The organism is Micromonospora radicis (assembly GCF_003583405.1).
In the GTDB taxonomy this organism is placed as follows: domain Bacteria; phylum Actinomycetota; class Actinomycetes; order Mycobacteriales; family Micromonosporaceae; genus Micromonospora; species Micromonospora radicis.
In genome coordinates this window covers 12,391-32,886 of the sequence record NZ_QXEC01000017.1, presented here as the reverse complement: position 1 = coordinate 32,886, position 20,496 = coordinate 12,391, and the positions used below count along the sequence as shown (strand labels likewise).

The 20,496-nt window shown below is 71.1% G+C and carries 15 protein-coding genes; 7 read left to right on the top strand and 8 right to left on the bottom strand.

Annotated elements, in window-relative coordinates; translation table 11 throughout:
- Positions 1–91: 91 nt before the first annotated feature.
- Complete coding sequence (locus D2L64_RS17950) at positions 92–6,271, top strand: RHS repeat domain-containing protein (RefSeq protein WP_233559010.1); 6,180 nt, start codon at positions 92–94, stop codon at positions 6,269–6,271.
- Between the two features lie 382 nt (positions 6,272–6,653).
- On the opposite strand, the gene ypfJ is transcribed toward D2L64_RS17950, so the two are convergent.
- Positions 6,654–7,562: a KPN_02809 family neutral zinc metallopeptidase gene (gene ypfJ / locus D2L64_RS17940; RefSeq protein ID WP_119578061.1), complete on the bottom strand. Its 909-nt coding sequence runs from the start codon at positions 7,560–7,562 to the stop codon at positions 6,654–6,656.
- Between the two features lie 248 nt (positions 7,563–7,810).
- Between ypfJ and D2L64_RS17935 the strand changes: the two genes are divergently transcribed.
- From D2L64_RS17935 to D2L64_RS17915, 4 genes are all read left to right on the top strand, one after another.
- Positions 7,811–9,415 carry an ABC-F family ATP-binding cassette domain-containing protein gene (locus D2L64_RS17935; protein WP_119578059.1) on the top strand — a complete coding sequence of 535 codons (1,605 nt, stop codon included), beginning with the start codon at positions 7,811–7,813 and terminating at the stop codon, positions 9,413–9,415.
- Between the two features lie 436 nt (positions 9,416–9,851).
- The gene (locus D2L64_RS17925; RefSeq protein ID WP_007072022.1) at positions 9,852–10,079 is read left to right on the top strand and encodes a helix-turn-helix domain-containing protein; all 228 of its coding nucleotides are present in this window, start codon (positions 9,852–9,854) and stop codon (positions 10,077–10,079) included.
- Positions 10,080–10,125: 46 nt separating this feature from the next.
- A complete protein-coding gene (locus D2L64_RS17920; RefSeq protein ID WP_119578057.1) occupies positions 10,126–10,893 on the top strand; it encodes an enoyl-CoA hydratase/isomerase family protein in 768 nt (255 codons plus the stop codon).
- A gap of 112 nt (positions 10,894–11,005) precedes the next feature.
- On the top strand, positions 11,006–12,982 hold the full coding sequence (locus D2L64_RS17915; protein WP_119578182.1) for an ABC transporter ATP-binding protein: 1,977 nt from the start codon (positions 11,006–11,008) through the stop codon (positions 12,980–12,982).
- A gap of 43 nt (positions 12,983–13,025) precedes the next feature.
- Here D2L64_RS17915 and mug read toward each other — a convergent pair whose 3' ends face one another.
- From mug to D2L64_RS17880, 7 genes are all read right to left on the bottom strand, one after another.
- Positions 13,026–13,709 carry a G/U mismatch-specific DNA glycosylase gene (gene mug / locus D2L64_RS17910; RefSeq protein ID WP_407663129.1) on the bottom strand — a complete coding sequence of 228 codons (684 nt, stop codon included), beginning with the start codon at positions 13,707–13,709 and terminating at the stop codon, positions 13,026–13,028.
- On the bottom strand, positions 13,706–14,467 hold the full coding sequence (locus D2L64_RS17905) for an SDR family oxidoreductase (protein ID WP_119578055.1): 762 nt from the start codon (positions 14,465–14,467) through the stop codon (positions 13,706–13,708). Before D2L64_RS17905 ends, mug begins: the two co-directional genes overlap by 4 nt.
- A gap of 162 nt (positions 14,468–14,629) precedes the next feature.
- Positions 14,630–15,088, bottom strand: coding sequence for a hypothetical protein (locus D2L64_RS17900; RefSeq protein ID WP_119578053.1), 459 nt, complete (start codon positions 15,086–15,088; stop codon positions 14,630–14,632).
- Positions 15,085–15,903, bottom strand: coding sequence for a DUF692 domain-containing protein (locus tag D2L64_RS17895; protein ID WP_119578178.1), 819 nt, complete (start codon positions 15,901–15,903; stop codon positions 15,085–15,087). The genes D2L64_RS17900 and D2L64_RS17895 overlap by 4 nt, the downstream gene beginning before the upstream one ends.
- The gene (locus D2L64_RS17890) at positions 15,900–16,817 is read right to left on the bottom strand and encodes a TIGR04222 domain-containing membrane protein (protein WP_119578051.1); all 918 of its coding nucleotides are present in this window, start codon (positions 16,815–16,817) and stop codon (positions 15,900–15,902) included. The genes D2L64_RS17895 and D2L64_RS17890 overlap by 4 nt, the downstream gene beginning before the upstream one ends.
- A 125-nt stretch (positions 16,818–16,942) precedes the next feature.
- The gene (locus tag D2L64_RS27610; RefSeq protein ID WP_199714596.1) at positions 16,943–17,833 is read right to left on the bottom strand and encodes a TIGR04222 domain-containing membrane protein; all 891 of its coding nucleotides are present in this window, start codon (positions 17,831–17,833) and stop codon (positions 16,943–16,945) included.
- 115 nt (positions 17,834–17,948) lie between these two features.
- Complete coding sequence (locus D2L64_RS17880; protein WP_119578047.1) at positions 17,949–18,521, bottom strand: TetR/AcrR family transcriptional regulator; 573 nt, start codon at positions 18,519–18,521, stop codon at positions 17,949–17,951.
- A 232-nt stretch (positions 18,522–18,753) separates the two neighbouring features.
- Here D2L64_RS17880 and D2L64_RS17875 point away from each other — a divergent pair, with 232 nt between their 5' ends.
- Both D2L64_RS17875 and D2L64_RS17870 read left to right on the top strand, forming a co-directional pair.
- Positions 18,754–19,398 carry an HAD family hydrolase gene (locus D2L64_RS17875; RefSeq protein ID WP_119578045.1) on the top strand — a complete coding sequence of 215 codons (645 nt, stop codon included), beginning with the start codon at positions 18,754–18,756 and terminating at the stop codon, positions 19,396–19,398.
- Positions 19,399–19,548: 150 nt separating this feature from the next.
- A complete protein-coding gene (locus D2L64_RS17870; RefSeq protein WP_119578043.1) occupies positions 19,549–20,484 on the top strand; it encodes an RIO1 family regulatory kinase/ATPase domain-containing protein in 936 nt (311 codons plus the stop codon).
- Positions 20,485–20,496: the final 12 nt, after the last annotated feature.

Below are 20,496 nucleotides of genomic sequence, written 5' to 3'. Positions count from 1 at the left end.
CAGGAAGAACGACGGCCCGCCGCGGCGGGCGACGGCAGGCGCAGGGCGGTGGCGACGTTGGTTGTCGGTGCCCTTGGCGGCGGTGCTGGTGATGACGTTGTTCGAGCAGCCGATGGTTGCCGAGGCGGCACCCGCCTGGGAGCCGCCGAAGCCGAAGGACGTAGCCGGGCTACGGGTGACCGACGCGAAGCCGGCGGCGACGCGGGCCGCGTCCTTCCCGGAGTCGCGCACGGTTCGGGGGCCGCGCGCGGTGGACTGGCCGGCGGGCACCGCGACGGCCCGTCCGCGGGTACCCGGGGCGCATCGAGCCGGTGACCTGCCGGTGACGGTGACGGCGCTGGAGTCGGAGAGCCTCGGTGCGCGGGGCGTGGCGGGGCCGGAGTCGGTGTCGGTACGGGTGTTCGACCGGTCGGCGACGGCGCGCGCCGGTGTGCAGGGTGTGCTGTTGAGCCTGGGCCGTGCGGACGGCAGGGCGGGCACCGGCCGGGTGGCCGTCGGCGTGGACTACTCGGGGTTCGCGCACGCGTTCGGTGGTGACTGGGCTTCCCGGTTGCGGCTGGTGCAGCGCCCCCCGTGTGCGGCGAGTACGCCGCAACTCGCGCAGTGCCAGACCTCGGTGCCGGTGCCGACGGCGAACGACCCGCGGTCGTCGACGTTGTCGGCGGAGGTGAGCCTGTCGGGCGGGTCGACGACGCTGCTGGCCGTGCAGGCGGACTCGGGCGGCGACAACGGTGACTACAAGGCGACCGACCTGTCCCCGGCCGGCACCTGGGACGTGTCGACCCAGACCGGTGACTTCTCCTGGTCCTACGGCATGCGGATGCCGCCGGCGTTGGGCGGTCCCGAACCGTCGGTAAGCCTGGCGTACTCGTCTGGCAGTGTGGACGGTCTGACCTCGATGTCGAACACCCAGGGCGGCTGGGTCGGCGACGGCTGGGCGTTCTCGCCCGGCTTCATCGAGCGTCGCTACGCCTCCTGCGCGGACGACAACCCGAGTCGTAAGACCGGCGATCTGTGCTGGTTCAGCGACAACGCGACGTTGTCCATGAGCGGCCGGGCGGGCGAGCTGATCCGGGACGGCTCGGTGTGGCGGTTGAAGGACGACGACGGCACCAGGATCGAGCGGTTGACCGCTTCGGCGCGGGACAACGGTGACGACAACAACGAGTACTGGAAGGTGACCACCACCGACGGGGTGGAGTACTACTTCGGCTACCACAGGTTGCCGGGTTGGTCGTCGGGTGACCCGGTGACCAACTCGACGTGGACGGCGCCGGTGTACGGAAACAACTCCGGCGAGCCGTGCTACGACTCCACGTTCGCCAACGCCCGCTGCGACCAGGCGTGGCGGTGGAACCTGGACTACGTCGTCGACCCGAACGACAACTCGATGGCCTACTTCTACAAGAAGGAAACCGGCGCGTACGGGCGCAACCTGACGCCGACGCAGCGGACCACCTACGACCGGGGTGGCTATCTGGAGCGTATCGAGTACGGCATGCGCGAGGGGTCCGAGTACAGCTCGGCGGCACCGATGCGGGTGGTGTTCGAGACCAAGGAGCGGTGCCTGTCGGACTGTTGGACGGGTGCGGCGTGGACGTCGGATCCGAAGCCGAGTTCCTGGCCGGACACCCCGTGGGACCAGTACTGCAAGGCGTCCCCCTGCAACGAACTGAACGCACCGACGTTCTGGTCGGCGCGGCGGTTGACCGCGGTCACCACGCAGCTGCGGAACGGCACGTCGACGTACCGGGATGTGGAGTCCTGGGCGTTGCGGCACGACTTCATCAATGCCGGCACCGGTGAGGGCACCCCGATGTGGTTGCGGGGCGTCACCCGGACCGGGCACGTCACCACCGCCGGCGGGGTCGCCGTCTCGGACCCGGAGATCACCTTCAACCCCGGCGCCGAGCCGCTCGCCAACCGGGTCGACGGGCCGTCGGACCAGCGCACCGAGCTGAACCGGTGGCGGATCAAGCAGATCCGCACCGAAACCGGCGGTGATATCTTGATCACGTATTCGGGGCACGACTGCACCCGCAACAGCCTGCCGACGCCACACTCGAACACCAGACGGTGCATGCCCGCCTACTTCTCCTGGCCCGGCAGCGGTGAGCCGACGCTCGACTGGTTCCACAAGTACGTGGTCACCCGCATCGATCAGGACGACCTGGTCACCGACCAGCCGACCCAGACGGCGTTCTACGACTACCTGGACTCCCCGGCATGGGCGTACAACAACGACGAACTGACGAAGGACAAGCACCGCACCTGGGGTGACTGGCGCGGCTACGGCCGGGTACGCGTACGTCAGGGCGACCCGACGAACGGGGTGCAGACCGCCGTCGAGTACCGGTACCTGCGCGGCATGCACGGTGACAAGCAACCCAGCGGTACCCGTAGCGTGCAGGTCTCCGGCACCTGGGGCGGGTCGATCACCGATCACGAGTCGCTACGGGGTTTCACCCGGCAGGAGATCACCTACAACGGCAACGGCGGTGCGGAGCTCACCTCGACGGTGTACGAGCCGGTATGGGTCGGGCCGACCGCCACCCGGGAACGTAACGGGGTGGCCACCAACGCGTGGCGGGTGAACACGGCCTCGACCCGTAGCCGCACCGCGCTGGCTGCTGGCGGGTTCCGCGCCACCAAGACCGCAACCGCCTACAACTCGGACGGTCTCCCGAAGGAGGTCGACGACTTCGGCGACGAGAACGCCACCGGGGACGAGACCTGCACTCGCACCAGCTATGCCCGCAACGCGACCGCCTGGATGCTCGACCGGGTCAGCCAGACCGAAGTGCTCTCGGGCACCTGCGCCGCCGCGACGACGCCGGCGAACCCGAGCACGGTCCTGAAGCGGAGCCGGGCCTTCTATGACAGCTACACGAACGACTCGTCGTTCGGTGCCGCCCCGACCCGGGGCAACGTCGTCCGCGATGAGGAACTGGAGAAGTTCAGCGGCTCGACCCCGGTGTACGTCCGCACTGCGTCGAACGCCCACGACCCCAACGGCCGGGTCACCTCGACCACCGACGCCCGGGGCTACACCACGACCACCGGCTACACCACGAGCAACGGCGGACTGGTGACCCGGACCGTGGTGACCAACGCTCTCGAACAGGCGACGACTACCGATCGGGAACCGGCGTGGGATCTGCCGACAAGGGTGACCGACCCGAACGGCGTGGTGACCGACCAGACATACGACGGGCTGGGGCGACTCACCAACGTGTGGGATCCTGGACGCAATAAGGCAAATCAGACACCGAGCATGAAGTTCAGCTATCTGGTGCGTAGCAGCGGTGGCCCGACCTCGGTCACCACCGAAACGCTCCTCGTCACTGGCAGCGCCTACCGGAAGTCTGTGGAGATCTTCGACGGTTTCCTCCGTACCCGGCAGCTTCAGACCCAGGCCACCGGCGGCGGGCGGCTGTTGACCGAGACCTTCCACAATGCCCGTGGCGAGGTGGAGTGGACCTCGGCTCCGTACTATGACACCACAAATGCCGCGCCGTCGACGACGCTCGGTACGCCGCAGGGACAGATCCCGTCGATCATCGAGAAGGTGTATGACGGGGCGGGCCGGCAGACTGGGGAAGTATTCAAGGCCCTCGGTGCGGAGAAGTGGCGCACCACCACCACCTATGGCGGCGACCGGACCCACACCACTCCGCCCGCCGGGGGTACCGCTTCCACCACGATCCTCGACGCCAAGGGTCAGGTCACCCGGTTGCGGCAGTACAAAGACCGCGACGACGTGGGCTCGACGGACCCGGCCAAGTTCGATGAAACCAATTACACCTACACGCTGCTTGGCCAACAGTCGACCATCCAGGATCCGGCCGGCAACACCTGGTCGCACACCTTCGACCTGCGTGGCAGGGAGGTCCAGTCGGTTGATCCGGACAAGGGGACGACGTCCGCCACGTACGACGCCGCGGGTAACGTGCTGACCACGACCTCGCCGGCGGGCACGGGAACCGGGACCGTTACCCTCGCTCATACCTACGACGAGCTGGGCCGCGAGACCACCTTGCGGGACGGCAGCTCGACTGGGGCGAAGCGGGCCGAATGGGTCTACGACACGCTGCCCAACGGCAAGGGCAAGTTGACATCGGCGACGCGTTACGTCGGCGGGGAGGCGTGGATCAACCGGACGGATGCCTTCGACGCGTTCGGGCGCCCCACCTCCACGTCGACGGTGGTGCCGTCCTCGGAGTCCCAGCTGTGCGCGGCGGCGGCACCGAACCCCTGCATCTACACCACGACCACCAGTTACCGCGTCAACGGCAAAGTCCACCAGGTCACCCTGCCGGCCGCGGCGGACCTGCCGCTGGAACGGATGACCTTCGGCTACAACGACCTCGACGATCCGGGTTCACTGCTCTCTCCGGTCCAGATCTACGTCGGCGCGACCTACAACAAGCTTGGCCAGCTGACCGGGCGGGAGTTCGGCGAGTACGGCTACCGGGTGGCGGTCACCTCGCAGTTCGACGAACCGACCCGCCGGTTGAAGTCCACGAACGTGGTGCCGGAGTTGAAACCGGAAGCGGCGAACTGGAGCTACGACCACGACCCCGCCGGCAACGTGATCGAGATCAAGGAAGCACCTCAGGGGCAGGCCGCGGACACCCAGTGCTACAGCTACGACTACCTGCGGCGGTTGACCCGAGCCTGGACGCCGGGCTCGGGCGACTGTAAGGCGAGCCCCACGGTCAGCGGGCTCGGCGGTCCGGCACCGTACTGGCATTCCTGGACGTTCGACGTCACCGGCAACCGGAGGACAGAGAACCGGCACGCCGCGACCAGCACCCTCTACACCTACACCCACCCGCAGGCGGGATCGCCCCGGCCGCACACCGTCACCAACGTCACCGCCACCGGGGGTGCCTCCTGGAGCCGGAACTACAGCTACGACAACGCCGGCAACACCATCACCCGACCCGCCGCCAGCGGTGCCAGCCAGACCCTGGAATGGAACCCCGAGGGGCGGGTCGACAGCATCACCGAAGGCGGCAGCACCATCAGCTTCCGCTACGATGCCGACGGCAACCGACTGACCCGAACCGACACCACCGGCAAGACTCTCTACCTGCCCGGTGGCTTTGAGGTCCGCTACACCAACTCCAGCACCGTCAAGACCGCTACCCGCTACTACACACATGCCGGTGACACGATCGCCGTACGTACCAGCAGCGCCCTGCACTGGATCGTCGGTGACCATCACGGCACCGCCGAGGTGACCATCAACGCCGCCACGTTGGGCGTGGCCAAGCGTCGCACCCTGCCCTACGGAGACACCCGCGGCACCGCCATCGGGACCTGGCCCGCGCCGATGGACAAGGGATTCGTCGGCGGGACCAAGGATCCCACCGGACTCACCCACATCGGCGCACGCGAGTACGACCCGTTCATCGGCCGGTTCGTCTCGGTCGACCCGGTCATGGACCTCGCCGATCCGCAACAGATGCACGGATACGCCTACGCCAACAACTCTCCAGCCACCTACAGCGACCCCACCGGCCTCTACTTCGAGGAAGGCGGCGGGCAGAACCGCCGCGGCTACATCGTCGAGACTCCCTCTGGGAAGAACAAGGTGCGGGTTACCGGTGGTTCCTCATCGTCGGGAAGGAACACGGGCAGTGGCACTGGCAGTGGCAGTGGCAGTGGCAGTGGCAGAAACGGGGGTGGCACTTCCAACTCTTGTAGCAGTCACAAATCGTGCGAGCGGCGAATCGATAACCGCACTCGAACTCTTTCCAGCGGTAACCTGATCTACAGCATCCTGGTGGCAGCGGCCACGCCCAGGATCGCTGATACCCCAGTTGGCGATTCGGGTAAGTGCTGGCAGGTTTGGCGAGCGGAATGCCGGCCGAAGGACAGTGTGCGAGAGGGCCTCTGGGCGACTGGCAGTGTGGCATTCGTTCTGTGGGGAGGGTCGGCCGCGAAGAACAGCATCCGTTTCGGAAAATGGGGCTACAACTCTTACAAGAAAAACCGCTCTCTGAAAGCGGTTTACCGGGCTGGAAGGATTGGCGTCAAGGACTGGTATGGAACCTGTCGGCCGGGTTTGGCCGATGCAATGAAGTGTGGGGCAGTTTTGGCGAATGCCGACGAGTTCGTGCAGGATGCCAAGACCGCTGGCTCGTTCTGGCGCGACCTGTTCGCCGACAGTAGCAGTGTCCCACGCTGCAGCCCTTACATGAATGACTGTAAGAATGCTCGAGAGCCGGGAACCCGGCCCAACGGAGAGAAGTGGAGATGGTAGACAGCGGTCCCCGGCGTCGGCACCTGCTCTGGATCTTGGCTTATGCAGCAGCGGCGGTTTGGGCGGGTGTGAGTGTAGGTTCGCGGATCGACGAGGGAAACTTCGGCTTCGGGACATTCCTCCGGATCCTGCTGGTCGTGCTCATGCTGGGTGCCCTCGGGGAGGAGATTCGGCAGTACCGCCGCCACCGGCGATCGTCAGGGTAGATTGCCGCCCGGCTGGTGTGGCTTCGACCACGGCGCAGGTGTTGTGTCCAGAGATGTCCATTGCGCCGCGCCGGGTGTGATCGACGACGACGGCGTTGGGGTCGGGCCTAATACCGGTCCGGTATTGGGCCCGACCCCACCTTGCCGGGCGACCAGATGTTGATCCGTGTGCTTCGTCAGACCGCGCCGCTGAAGGTGTCGCAGGAGGCAGGGTTGCCGGTTTCGTAGCCGCGGTTGAACCAGCTCCGGCGCTGCTCCGACGAGCCGTGAGTGAACTCGTCGGGGTTGACCGGGCGGTCGGCGCGCTTGGAGATGGCGTCGTCGCCGATGGCCTTGGCGGTGTCGATGGCCTCGGCGATGTCCCGCTCGGTGATGCTGGTGAAGATCCGCTGGCCGCCGTCGTCGGCGGTGCCGGTGGCGTTCTTGGCCCAGGCGCCGGCGAAGCAGTCGGCCTGCAACTCCAGGCGTACCGACAGGGCGTTGGCATTGCCCGGGTCGCGCTGCTGCTGGCGGCGGACCTGTTCGTTGATGCCGAGCAGGTTCTGCACGTGGTGGCCGTACTCGTGGGCCAGCACGTACGGCTGGGCGAACTCGCCTTCGGCACCGAGCTGCCGGGCCAGCACCTGGTAGAACGTCAGGTCGATGTAGACCAGCGAGTCGGCTGGGCAGTAGAACGGGCCGACGCCGGAGTCGGCGGCCCCGCAGGCGGTGTTGACGGCCTGGTCGAAGAAGACGGTACGAGTGGGGCGGTACCGCTCGCCGTACGCCTGCGGCAGGGCGGTCCGCCAGTACGCCTGGATCGAGTTGACGTACAGCGTGTTGCGGCAGTCCAACTGCTCCAGTGCGTCCGGGGCCGCGCAGCGCTGCTCCAGTGCGGTGTTGTCGCCCTGCTCGCCGCCGCCGGTCATGGCGTTCAGGCCGAGGCCGCCGCCGACCAGCGCCACCAGTACGGCGATGACGATGCCGACGATGCCGCCGCGCCCGCCGCCGATCGGGATGGGGATGCCCAGCCCGCCGCCTCCGCCGCTGCCCCGCCGGTCGTTCACCTGGCTGGTGTCGATGCGGGCGTTCTCGTTCAGCTCCATGGTGACCCCGATCAGTCCGGTGATCAGTTTGAGGGTGGTCGCGGTGCCGGAAACAGGATCCGGTGGGCGATCCGGTACCCGACGATCTTGCTCGGTAATCCCCGGTGGGCTCCGGCCGGGGCCCGGTACACTTGGCGCCGTGCTGCTCTGCGAAGGCTGAACGCCCCGCGCCGACGGGTCAAGGGATCCGCCGGCGCTTTCGTGTGCCCTGAGTCAGCCCTCCGGATCCCGAGAGCGAGTACCCCGACATGATCACTGCCAGCGGCCTGGAACTGCGCGCCGGCGCCCGGATCCTGCTGTCCGACACGACGCTGCGGGTGCAGCCGGGTGACCGGATCGGCCTGGTCGGCCGCAACGGCGCCGGCAAGACCACCACGCTGAAGGTGCTGGCCGGCGAGGGCCAGCCGTACGCCGGGCAGGTCGACCGGCGCAGTCCCGTCGGCTACCTGCCGCAGGATCCGCGTACCGGCGACCTGGAGGTCACCGGCCGCGACCGGGTGCTCTCCGCCCGTGGCCTGGACACCCTGATGGCCGGGATGCAGGAGCTGGAGGCGAAGCTCGCCGACGGCGGCGACGAGAAGCTGGTCCGCCGCTACGGTGCGCTGGAGGACCAGTTCGCCGCGCTCGGCGGGTACGCGGCCGAGGCCGAGGCGGCCCGGATCTGCGCCAACCTCGGGCTGCCGGACCGGGCCCTGGCGCAGACCATCGGCACCCTCTCCGGCGGTCAGCGCCGCCGCATCGAGCTGGCCCGGATCCTGTTCCGGGACGCGGGCGACAACGGTGGCGGCATCCTGCTGCTCGACGAGCCCACCAACCACCTCGACGCCGACTCGATCACCTGGCTGCGCGGCTTCCTCGCCAACCACAAGGGCGGGCTCGTGGTCATCTCGCACGACGGTGACCTGCTCGACTCGGTGGTCAACAAGGTCTGGTTCCTCGACGCCACCCGGTCCGTGGTCGACGTCTACAACCTGGGCTGGAAGGCGTACCTGGAGGCGCGGGAGACCGACGAGCGGCGCCGGCGCCGGGAGCGGGCCAACGCCGAGAAGAAGGCCGGCGCGCTGATGGCCCAGGCGGACAAGATGCGGGCCAAGGCCACCAAGACCGTCGCCGCGCAGAACATGGCCCGCCGGGCCGAGCGGCTGATGTCCGGCCTGGAGGAGGTACGCGTCGCCGACAAGGTGGCCAAGGTGCGCTTCCCGGCGCCGGCCCCGTGCGGCAAGACCCCGTTGACCGCGACCGGCCTGTCCAAGTCGTACGGCTCGTTGGAGATCTTCACCGACGTGAACGTGGCGGTGGACCGGGGTTCCCGGGTGGCCATCCTGGGTCTCAACGGTGCCGGCAAGACGACGCTGCTGCGGATGCTCGGTGGCCTGCTGGAGCCGGACACCGGTGAGGTGCACGCCGGGCACGGGCTGCGGTTGGGCTACTACGCCCAGGAGCACGAGACGCTGGACGTGCAGCGCACCGTGTTGGAGAACATGCGGGCCGCCTCGATCGAGCAGACCGACACCGAGTTGCGCAAGATCCTCGGGGCGTTCCTCTTCTCCGGGGAGGACGTGGACAAGCCCGCCGGGGTGCTCTCCGGCGGGGAGAAGACCCGGTTGGCGCTGGCCACCCTGGTCTGCTCCGGCGCCAACGTGCTGCTGCTCGACGAACCGACCAACAACCTGGACCCGGTCAGCCGCGAGCAGGTGCTCGACGCCATCGCCCGGTATCCGGGTGCGATCGTCCTGGTCACCCACGACCCGGGTGCGGTGCTCGCGCTCAAGCCCGACCGTGCCATCCTGCTGCCCGACGGTGACGAGGACGCCTGGAGCGACGACCTGTTGGAACTGGTCGAACTCGCCTGAGAGGAAGGGCCTCGACCTCTCCGGTGGAGCAGCGACCCCGGTCAACAACCGGTCGACGGCGGACGCGGTGACGAGCTGCCCGACGCGGGGGGCGGCCGGTGGCGCGGGCGGCGACGAAGAACAGGGTCAGGACGACGATGTCGTCGATGTTGGTGGCGGCGAACACCAAGGCGGCGGCGGCCGCGGTGCCGAGCAGATCGAGCATGCCCGGCAGGGCACGGCCAGGGCTGTGCGGTCGCGGTCCGTGATCGTCCCGGGGGCGCTGGCCGGCCCGGTCGGTGTGGCTGGCTGAACCGGCGGACGTCACCTATCGGGAAGCTGACATTGCACAGCGTGTCGGTTGGCGAATAGTTGATATCTGGCGCATGATCGTCCGAGGCGGTCTAATAGGTGGGACCGTATCCGAACCGCACAGTCTGGGACGTGAGGACACAGCATGGCAGCCACGGGCACAGCCACCAGCACTGAGAAGGGTCGCCGGATCGTCGGAGCCGAGCGTCAGACGCTCGCCAAGGACCTGGTCAAGCGGTACACCGGGGGAGAGAGCATCCGTGCTCTCGCGGCCTCTACCGGCCGTTCCTACGGGTTCATTCACCGGGTGCTCACCGAGTCCGGGGTGCAGCTGCGGCAGCGCGGCGGTGCGCGCCGTCGCAAGAAGGCGTGACGCGCCCGTCAGCGGCGCCCAACATCACCGTGACCCGGGCCGCCCGGTGACCGCCGAGGCGACCGGGGTCCGGCTGGATTGCGACGGGCCGGTAGCCACAGTCACCCTGTGCCGGCCCGACGTGCTCAACGCGCAGACCCCGGCGATGTGGCGCGCGATGAGCGACTTCTCCCGGAGCCTGCCCGGCGGCGTACGCATCGTGATCGTCCGGGGCGAGGGGCGGGCCTTCTCGGCCGGCCTGGACCGGTCGGCCGTGAGCGCCTCCGGGCCGGATTCCTTCGCCGATCTGGTTGCGCTGCCCGAGCCGGAGTGCGCCGACCGGATCGCCGTCTTCCAGGGTGCGTTCACCTGGCTGCACCGACCGGACATAATCTCGATCGCCGCCGTGCAGGGGCACGCGATCGGCGCCGGTTTCCAACTCGCGCTCGCCTGCGACCTGCGGGTGCTCGCCGAGGACGCGAAGCTGTCCATGGCCGAGGTGACGATGGGTCTGGTGCCGGACCTGGCCGGCACCAAGCGGCTGGTCGAGCTGGTCGGCTACGCCCGGGCGTTGGAACTGTGCGCCACCGGTCGGCGGATGGACGCCGCCGAGGCGGACCGGGTCGGTCTGGCCACCCTCGTCGTACCGAACGGGGAACTGGACGACGCGGTGCGGGATCTCGCCGCGGGCCTGCTCGCCAACGACCGCAACGCCGTCGTGGAGATCAAGGCGCTGCTCGCCGGGGCGGCCGGCCGCAGCCACGCCGAGCAGCAGCGGGCCGAGCGGGAGGCGCAGACCCGCCGGCTGCGCGAGCTGACCGGCCGCGGCGAATAGAGTAAGGACCGTTCGGGAAGATCCGGGTTACTTACGAGGTTGTCGTAGGCATCGGGAGAATTGACCCGAGGCAGCTTGGCGCGACGATCCGGAGGTGGCGGTGTCCAACCCGATGGCCGCTGGTGGCATGGGCGGTTGGAGCATGCTCCGGTCGATGCGCAGCAGCGACGAGGTCTCCAGCCACCGGCTGAAGCGCGGCGTCGCCCGCCGGATCGTGGCGTTCGCCCAGCCCTACCGGCGCGACATCGTCGTCTTCCTGCTCACCGTGATCGTCGCGGCAGTGATCGGCGTGGCCACCCCGCTGCTCGCCGGCGACGTGATCGACGCCATCACCCGGGGCGGTCCCGAGGGCGGGGCGGTGGTGATCCGGCTGGCATTGTTCATCGCCGGGCTGGCCGTCGCCGACGCGCTGCTCTCGTTGGCCCAGCGGTGGTATTCGGCGCGCATCGGCGAGGGCATCATCCTCGACCTGCGTACCCGGGTCTACGACCACGTGCAGCGCATGCCGTTGCAGTTCTTCACCCGCACCCAGACCGGCGCGCTGGTCAGTCGGCTCAACAACGACGTGCTGGGCGCCCAGCGGGCCTTCACCTCCACGCTGTCCGGCGTGGTCAGCAACGTGATCCAGTTGGTGCTCACCGCCGCCGTCATGTTCACCCTGTCGTGGGAGATCACCGCGCTGTCGCTGGTGCTGCTGCCGGTGTTCATCATCCCCGCGCGGCGGGTCGGCCGGCGGCTGGCCGAGATCACCCGCGAGTCCTACAACCTCGACGCCAAGATGAACGCGACCATGACCGAGCGGTTCGGGGTGGCGGGTGCGCTGCTGGTGAAGCTGTTCGGCCGCCCGGACGCGGAGGCCGGGCGGTTCGCCGCCCGAGCCGAGCGGGTCCGCGACATCGGCATCACCTCCGCGATGTACTCGCGGACGTTCTTCGTCGCCATGCTGCTGGTCGCCTCGCTGGCCCAGGCGCTCACCTACGGCCTCGGCGGTTGGCTGGCGGTCCGCGGCGAGGTCAGCGCCGGCACCGTGGTCACTCTCGCCCTGCTGCTCACCCGGCTCTACGGCCCGCTCACCGCGTTGAGCAACGTCCGGGTCGACGTGATGAGCGCACTGGTCTCCTTCGACCGGGTCTTCGAGGTGCTCGACCTGAAGCCCGCGATCACCGAGCGGCCCGACGCGGTGCCGGTGCCCGAGGGCACCGGCACGGTGGAGTTCCGCGACGTCCGCTTCCGCTACCCCAGCGCGGCGGAGATCTCCCTCGCCTCCCTGGAGGAGGTCGCCACGCTGGACCGCACGATCAACGAGCCGGTGCTCAAGGGCGTCTCCTTCCGGGTCGAGCCCGGACAGATGGTCGCCCTGGTCGGTCCGTCCGGCGCCGGCAAGTCGACGCTGTCGATGCTGATCTCCCGCATCTACGACGTAACCGACGGGCAGGTGCTGGTCGGCGGCGTCGACGTACGCGACGCCACCCTCGACTCGCTGCGCGACGAGATCGGCGTGGTCACCCAGGACTCGCACCTGTTCCACGAGACCATCGCGGAGAACCTGCGCTACGCCAAGCCGGACGCCACCGACGACGAACTGTGGACGGCATTGGCGGGTGCGCAGGTCGCCGATCTGGTCCGGGCCCTGCCCGACGGGCTGGACACCACCGTCGGCGAGCGTGGCTACCGCTTCTCCGGCGGCGAGAAGCAGCGCATCGCCATCGCCCGGCTGCTGCTCAAGGCACCCTCGATCGTCATCCTCGACGAGGCCACCGCCCACCTCGACTCGGAGAGCGAGGCGGCGGTGCAGCGGGCGCTGTCGGTGGCGCTGACCGGGCGTACCGCCCTGGTGATCGCGCACCGGCTCTCCACCGTCCGCGACGCCGACCAGATCCTCGTCCTGGACGAGGGACGGATCGTCGAGCGGGGCCGGCACGACGAACTGGTCGCCGTCGGCGGCCTCTACGCCGAGCTGTACCGCACCCAGTTCGCGGTGGCCGACTCGCCCAGCCCGTACGCGGACGCGCCGCACCCGGAACCGGTGGTCATCCCCACCCGCGAGTACCTCGCCGACGAGGCACTGCCTCCCGCCGTCGCCAACTGACCAGCACCGGTCCAGCCCTCGCGGTTCGTCCGCTGGGCGCGGCCTAGGTGTCGCGGGCCGCCTCGCGGAGGGCGGCGAAGGCGGCGGCCAGCGACACCGGGGTGTAGTGCGCGTTGAGCCCGCTGGGGTTGGGCAGTACCCAGAGGTCGGCCCCGGCCAGCGGCTCGCGCTGTCGGCCGAAGTCGGCCCTCGGCCGGGCGAACCCCACCCGGTACGCGGTCACCCCGACCACCGCCACCCAGCGGGGCCGGTACCGGGCCACCTTGTCGGTCAACTCCCGTGCGCCGGCCACCAGTTCGGCGGCGGTCAACTCGTCGGCGCGGGCGCTCGCCCGGGCGACGAGGTTGGTGATGCCCAGACCCAGGCCGGGCAGGACGTCCTGCTCACTGGGGTGCAGCAGGCGGGGGGTGAACCCGCTGCGGTGCAGCGCCGGCCAGAACCGGTTGCCCGGACGGGCGAAGTGCCAGCCGGTGGCCGCCGACCAGAGTCCCGGGTTGATGCCGACGAAGAGGACGTCCAGCCCGGTCGCGATGACGTCCGGCAGGGTCTTGTCCGCCGCCGCCGCCAACTCCTCCCGGCTCGGCCGCGGGTTCGGGTGCGGTATCGGCTGCGCCGGCCGGGTCCGGCCGTCCGGGCTGGTCGACTCGTCGCCCCGGCGGACCGGTCGGGGCGAAGTGCTGCCGCGGCCGGCCCGAGGCGGGCGGCGGGCGGGCGGCTCGGCGGTCACAGGCCGCGCAGCGCGCCACCGTCGACCGGGATGGTGATCCCGGTCAGGTAGCTCGCTGCCGGGGAGAGGACGAACGCGGCGACCCGTCCGAACTCGGCCGGGTCGCCGACGCGTCGCAGCGGGATGCCCGCCTCCGCCTCGGCGCGGGCCCGCTCGGGGTCGCCGGTGGCGGCGAAGAGTTCCCGGTTCCGGTTGGTCAGGATCCGCCCCGGCAGCAGGCCGACCACCCGTACCCCGCGTGGGCCGTACTCGTCGGCGACGTCCTTGGCGACGCCGGCCAGGCCCGGCCGCAGTCCGTTGGAGACACCCAGGCCGGGCACCGGGGCGCGCGCCGAGGTCGACAGCACCAGCCCGATCGCGCCTCCGCCGGGCAGCGCGGCGGCGACCGTCCGTACCGTGCGTACGCTGCCCAGGAAGACCGTTTCGAAGGCCTGCCGCCACTGTTCGTCGTCGACCGAGGCGGCGCTGCCCGGAGCCGGCCCACCGACCGAGACCAGCGCGCCGTCGAGGCGGCCGAAGTGACTGTGGGCGGCCTCGACCAGCCGGCCCGGCGTGGTCGGGTCGGCGAGATCGGCGGCGATGCCGACCGCCCGGTCGGGTCCGCCGAGCGACTCCGTCGCGGCGGCCACCCGGTCGGCGTGGCGTGCCGAGAGCACCACCCGGGCGCCGTCGGCCACCAGACACTGCGCGGTGGCGTAGCCGAGCCCACGGGAGGCGCCGGTCAGTACGTACACCCGGTCGGTCAGTCCCAGATCCATGCCGTCGATCCTGCCGCAGCGTGCCTGCCGCCCTGCTGCCGGGCCGCCCGCCGCGGGCGGTCACGCCGCCGGGCCGCCCGAGGTCGGTGGCGCTGCCGGTGGGCCGCCCGCGGCGGCAGCCACGCTGCCGGGCTGTCCGTGGTCGGTGGCCGGTGGTGGGGTTCAGCGGGCGGGGCGCAGCAGACGTACCCGGCCGGCGAGCTGTCCGGCGAGCGCGCCGCCGACCCGGCCGAGCGCCGGACCGCGGCGCGGGCGCGGCGGCCGGTGCCCGTCGTACCGGAAGGCCGCCTCGCGGACGGCCAGCTCGTCGGCGCCGAGAGCCGGTAGGGCGTGGTCGGTGTGCAGCGCGCGGGCCAGGTCCCAACCGTCGCGCAGCCCGCCGTTGGTGGGCCGCCCGGCCGCCCACCCGAGGAAGGTCGCCGGCCAGTTCGGGCCGAGACCGGCGGCCAACAGCGGCCAGTGCCGGGCCACCTCGCCGGCCCGCTTGCGCAGCAACGCCGCCCGTGCCGCGGCCAACGGGGCCGGCGCGAAGCCCGGTGGCGTGGGGCCACCGGCCACCAACGCCGCGACCAGTTCCGCCTGCCTCACCGCCAGTGATCCGGCCGCCGGCACGCTGCTCATGTCACCGTGGGGAGGCCGGCGGCGGTGGCCACGGCGTCCAGTTCGGCGCGGAGTTCGGCGGCGGGCGGATAGTGGCCGTCCCGTTCCAGTAGCACCGCCGGTGGACGGCGGCGGGCGCACAGTTCGGCCAGCAGTTCCAGCACCGGCGCGCAGACCGGGTGGGTGTGCGTGTCGTGGTAGAAGCCGCCCTGTTCGGCGCCGCCGGCGACGTGCAGGTACGCCACCCGGTCCAGGGGCAGCCGGTCCAGCAGCGTGAGCGGGTCGGTGCCCCGGTTGCGGGCGTTGGCGTGCACGTTGGCGACGTCGAGCAGCAGCAGGGCGTCGGTACGGGTCAGGATCTCACTGAGGAACGCAGCCTCGTCGAGTTCGTCGTCCGGCCAGTCGAACAGCGCCGCGATCGGTTCCAGCGCGATCGGTACCGGCAACTCGGCCTGTGCCCGCGCGACGTTGGCGCAGACCACGTCGACGGCCTCCCGGGTACGCGGCAGGGGCAGCAGATGCCCCGCCTCCAGACCACCGGCCCGGACGAACGCGATGTGCTCGCTGACCAGCGGCGCCGCGAGCAGTTCGGCGACCGCCGCCAGGTGCGCCACCCGGGCCGGCTGCACCGGCTCGGTGCCGCCGAGGGAGAGCCGCACCCCGTGCGGTACGACCGCGACGCCGCGTTCCCGCAGCTGCACCAGCGCGTCGGGCGGAGGGCCGGCGGTGGACACCGCCTCGGCGATCACCTCGACGAAGCGCAGGCCGGGTAGCTCGGCGACGAACCCGGCGATCTCGGGCCGCCAGCCGATGCCCACGCCGTGCGGACCGGTCATCCGCCGCACCCGCCCCCGCAGCCGCCGCCCCCGCCGCCATCACCTCCGCCGCAGCCGCCGCCGGCCCCCGCGGTGCTGCCGCCGCCGCAACTGCTGGTGGCGCCGCCGCCCGCCATCGCCTGGCGCTGGATCTCGGCCTGCGCCGCGAACGTCGGGTCGACCGCCCAGAGCGAGGCGGTGCCGTACAACGCCACCGCCATCGCCAGCCCGGTGGCGCCGTAGACGGTGTACGCCGGATTCCGCGACGGTGCGAGGTGGTGGTTTCGCTGCCGTAGCGTCCGCAACACCCGGTCGGCCGCCCGGGTCCGGCGCGGCACCCAGACGAACAGCACGACGGTGACTGCGGCGAGCCCGACCACCGTGAGTACGAGGAACAGCACGGGACGGTCGTTGGCGAGGCCGGCGACGATCCGGGTCACCCCGAGGACCAGCAACGCGGCCAGCAGCAGCGGTCCCAGCCGCAGCCGCGCCCGGCGTTCCGGGCCGGTCAACAGGTCGTGGCGGATCAGGCCGTCCCGCAGCTCGACCAGCGCCCGGGCCACCCACTCGGCGTACCGGAGTTGCCGGGCGGGGTAGCGCTGGCTGGCGGCGTGGTGGACGGCCCGGTCCAGGGGGGTGGCCCCGGTCGGGGGCGGTGCTTCGGCGGTGAGCGCTCCGTCGGTGTGCACCCCGATCGTGCCCTGGCCGCGCAGACTGCCGATCGAGGACCAGAGCGCCAGCTTCGCCCCGCCGTTGAGGTAGGCGACCTGCTGCGGGTTCAGCTGGTCGGCGGGGGGCGCCGACCGACCGGAGAGCACCATCCGGCGATGGATCAGTACGCCGGTGACGAGCACGACGGAACCCAGCAGGTAGAGGATCAGGAAGGTGCGACTGGGGATGCCCCAGGTGTCGAAGTCTGCCGCGAGGTCCACCATGGCCTGCTCCTGTCGCGCGAGGGAACGCGTCTTCATTGTGATGCGGCGATACCACGGCCCGCCGCCCCCGATGGCGTAGTTATCTCGTCGTTATCCGGCATCGGCGACCGGCGTCAGTAGTCAGCTCATCCACCGCCACCGCCGTCACCCCCACCCCCGCCGTCACTCCCGCCGGCGCCGCAACCGCCGGAGCCGCCGCCCGTGCCTCCGTGGTGTGAACTCCTCTCGCCTGGCCGGTCGATGCCGGCGTCGGCGGCGAAGTGCGGGTACATCGCCCAGAGCGGTCCCGTGCCGTACAGCGCCACCGCCAACGCCACCCCGGTCGGGCCGTAGACGGCGTAGGCCGGGCGGGACGAGGGTTCGAGGTGGCGGTGCTGGCGGCGCAGTTCCCGTATCACGGTGTAGCCCCGGCGGGTGTGGACCGGCATCCAGGCCGCCAGCAGCGCGGTGCCGACCGCGAGCCCGAACACGGTGAGCATGACGTACCCGGCCCGGGGCGCGTCGGGGGTGTGTCGGGCCAGGCCGACCAGCATCAGCACCACCATCAGTGCCGGGCCGAGGCGCAGCAGGCGGCGCCGGCCGGGACCGACCGTCAGGCCGTCTCGGTCCAGCTGGTCGCGCAGCTCCGTGAGCGCCCGGTCGACCTCGGCATGGTGCCGCAGACCGCGGGCGTGGACCTGTTCGGCGGCGGCCTGCCGGACGGCCCGGTCGAGCGGGGTCGCCCCCGGTGGCGGCGGGCCGACGTCGCTGAGGGTGCCGTCTGCCCCTACGCCGACGGACCCGTGGTCCCGCAGGCCACCGAGGGCGGTCCAGACCGCTCGGCCGGCGCCGCCGCCGAGGTAGCCGACCTGCTGCGGGTGGAGTTCGTCGCCGCCCGGCCCGGACCGGCCCGCCAGTACGACGGCATGCAGGACCAGCGCGCCGAGGGTGACCACGGCGGCCGTGGTGGCGTAGGTGGTGAGGAACAGGTCGTGCGGTACGCCCCAGAGGTCGCCCGGTGCCGCCACAGCTGCCATGAGCGCCTCCTCGATCGCGCGCGACGCGACCTCAGTGTGCGGTGGGTCCGCCACTGTCGGCGCCGCCGGCTCGGCGGCCCGGCTCGGCGGGCCAGGTCAGCGACGGCGGGCCAGGTCAGCGACGGCGGACCGCCTCCTCGACTAGGTCGAGCACCGGGCCCAGGTCGCCGGCGGGGCGGCCCATGGCCAGGTGCAGCACCAGGCCGTCGTAGGCGAGTTCGAGGAAGCGGGCCAGCACGTCGATCGGGACGTCGTCGCGGAGCACGCCGGCCTCGCGCTGCCGGGCCAGGCGGTCGCGGGTGGCCTCGGCGATGGCCGCCGACCGCTCGGCCCAGCGCCTGGCGAACGCGGGGTCGGTACGCAGCCGCCGGGACACCTCCAGCTGGCTGCCGAGCCAGCCGGTGGTGTCCGGGGAGATCGCCCGGGCGAGCAGGTCGCGCATCACCTGGACCAGGCCGTTGCGGGCGACCGTCTCCACCATCGCGGCGGCGTCGTCCTCGGCGACGGCGAGGAAGAGGGAGTCCTTGTCGCGGAAGTGGTGGAAGATGGCGCCGCGGGACAGCCCGGTGGCCTCTTCGAGGCGGCGGACGGTGGCGCCCTCGTAACCGTGCCGGGCGAAGCAGGCCCGCGCGGCGGCCAGGATCTCCTGCCGGCGGGCGTCGAGCTGGTCCTGACTTACTCTGGGCACGGTCAGATCGTGTCAGCTCACCAGGGGTAACGCAAACCGTACGTACGGCTTGGGAATGGGCGGTCAAGATCTGGGACACCCGCCCGGGCGCCCGCACCGCCGCTGGTGGGCGTTGCCCAGGCCGGGCCGTTCGTCGGCGACGCCGCGACCGTGTCACATCGGTATCGGCCCGACACGAGTGCGTAACATCCGGCCCTGTCGGCCGGGCACCTGATTACCGTAGGGTTCCCGAGTGCCGTTGCTCCTGCTGGATCTGGACAACACCCTGCTCGACCGAGCCGGGCCGTTCCGCACCTGGGCAGAGCGCTTCCTCGACGGCATCGGCGCGCCGCCGGGCGACATCGAGTGGCTGTTGTCCATCGACGCCGACGGCCTGACCGACCGCTGGGACATCGCGGACGCCATCCGGGACCGTTACCGGCTGCGTATTCCCTCCATCGACCTGGTCGAGGAACTGCACGACGGGGTGGTCGAGTTCACCCGCCTCGACCCGCTGGTCGCCTGCGCGTTGCGGATCGCCGACGACGCCGGCTGGACGCCCGTGGTGGTGACCAACGGTGCGGTACGCCTGCAGGATGCCAAGATCCGTCGTACCGGGCTGGACCGTTACGTCGCCGACTGGGTGATCTCCGAGGAGGCCGGCGTCAGCAAGCCCAACCCGCGGATCTTCGCGTTGGCCGCCCAGCGGGTGCGGATGCCGCTGCGCGGGGCCTGGGTGATCGGTGACGGTCCCGAGGCGGACATCGGTGGTGCCACCGCCGTCGGCCTGCCGAGCATCTGGCTGCACCGGGGACGGCGGTGGACCGACGGCCGGTTCGCCCCGACCGTCACCGTCGACACCGTGATCGCCGCGGTCGCCGCGGTGATGGGAGCGTAAATCGGTTGACCCGTCGCGGCGGCGCCGCGAGCATTGTCCGCGCATCGTGCACCCGGGCGTACGTCCGGTCGAGGAGAGGGGGTCGGTCATGGCCGTCTTCGCAGGTCAACTCCGACCTCCAACCACCTCGAACAAGGGACTACCAGCGCGGTGCGCGATCACGACTTCTCGGCGCGGGAGCGCCGCACGGGCGGCAGGCGCCGCTTCGACGACGACGAACCACACTTCCTGAAGCACGGTCGGGCCTCCGGACCGGCCCCCGCCGATCCGGACGACGAACCCGACCCGGAGACGGGTGCGGTCTGGTCCTCCTGGGACGACGCCGTACACGGGCCGGAACCGCACCCCGCCTGGCTGGTCACCGAACTGGCCGCCCGGGACACCGAACTCGGGGTGCTCAAGACCGGCAAGGAGGCGGACGTCCACCTGGTCCGCCGGGCCGTTCCCGACACCGACCGGTCCTGCCTGCTGGCGGCGAAACGGTACCGCGACCCACGCCACCGGCTCTTCCACCGCGACGCCGGTTACCTGGAGGGACGCCGGGTCCGCCGGTCCCGGGAGATGCGGGCGATGACCGGCCGGACGGCGTTCGGCCGGCAGATGATCGCCGGACAGTGGGCGGCGGCCGAGTTCGCCGCGTTGGCCCGGCTCTGGGAGATCGGCGCGCGGTACGGGACGATCAGCGTGCCGTACCCGGTGCAGTTGCGGGGCACCGAGCTGATGCTGGAGTTCCTCGGCGACGCCGAGCAGGGACGGGCCGCGCCTCGGCTGGCCGAGCTCCGACCGGCCGGCGCCGAGCTGCGCGGACTGTGGGAGCAACTGGTCGAGGCACTGCTGGTGCTGGCCCGGGCCGGGTACGCGCACGGCGACCTGTCGCCGTACAACCTGCTGGTGCACGGTGAGCGGCTGGTGCTGATCGATCTGCCCCAGGTGGTCGACGTGGTGGCCAACCCGCAGGGGCGGGACTTCCTGGCCCGCGACGTCCGGGTCGTCAGCACCTGGTTCGCGGCCCGGGGCCTGCCGCCGGGGCTCGCCGAGCCGGCCGCGCTGACCGAGTTGCTGGCCCGCGAGGCGGGGCTGTCCTGATCGTCGGCTCCG

What these genes read in the sequence shown, in the direction of transcription:
- D2L64_RS17935 (WP_119578059.1), top strand. Translation starts at nt 7,811, where the DNA reads ATGATCACTGCCAGCGGCCTGGAACTGCGCGCCGGCGCCCGGATCCTG.
- D2L64_RS27610 (WP_199714596.1), bottom strand. Translation starts at nt 17,833, where the DNA reads ATGGCAGCTGTGGCGGCACCGGGCGACCTCTGGGGCGTACCGCACGAC.
- D2L64_RS17915 (WP_119578182.1), top strand. Translation starts at nt 11,006, where the DNA reads ATGGCCGCTGGTGGCATGGGCGGTTGGAGCATGCTCCGGTCGATGCGC.
- D2L64_RS17950 (WP_233559010.1), top strand. Translation starts at nt 92, where the DNA reads ATGACGTTGTTCGAGCAGCCGATGGTTGCCGAGGCGGCACCCGCCTGG.
- D2L64_RS17925 (WP_007072022.1), top strand. Translation starts at nt 9,852, where the DNA reads ATGGCAGCCACGGGCACAGCCACCAGCACTGAGAAGGGTCGCCGGATC.
- ypfJ (WP_119578061.1), bottom strand. Translation starts at nt 7,562, where the DNA reads ATGGAGCTGAACGAGAACGCCCGCATCGACACCAGCCAGGTGAACGAC.
- D2L64_RS17890 (WP_119578051.1), bottom strand. Translation starts at nt 16,817, where the DNA reads ATGGTGGACCTCGCGGCAGACTTCGACACCTGGGGCATCCCCAGTCGC.
- D2L64_RS17900 (WP_119578053.1), bottom strand. Translation starts at nt 15,088, where the DNA reads ATGAGCAGCGTGCCGGCGGCCGGATCACTGGCGGTGAGGCAGGCGGAA.
- D2L64_RS17905 (WP_119578055.1), bottom strand. Translation starts at nt 14,467, where the DNA reads ATGGATCTGGGACTGACCGACCGGGTGTACGTACTGACCGGCGCCTCC.
- D2L64_RS17895 (WP_119578178.1), bottom strand. Translation starts at nt 15,903, where the DNA reads ATGACCGGTCCGCACGGCGTGGGCATCGGCTGGCGGCCCGAGATCGCC.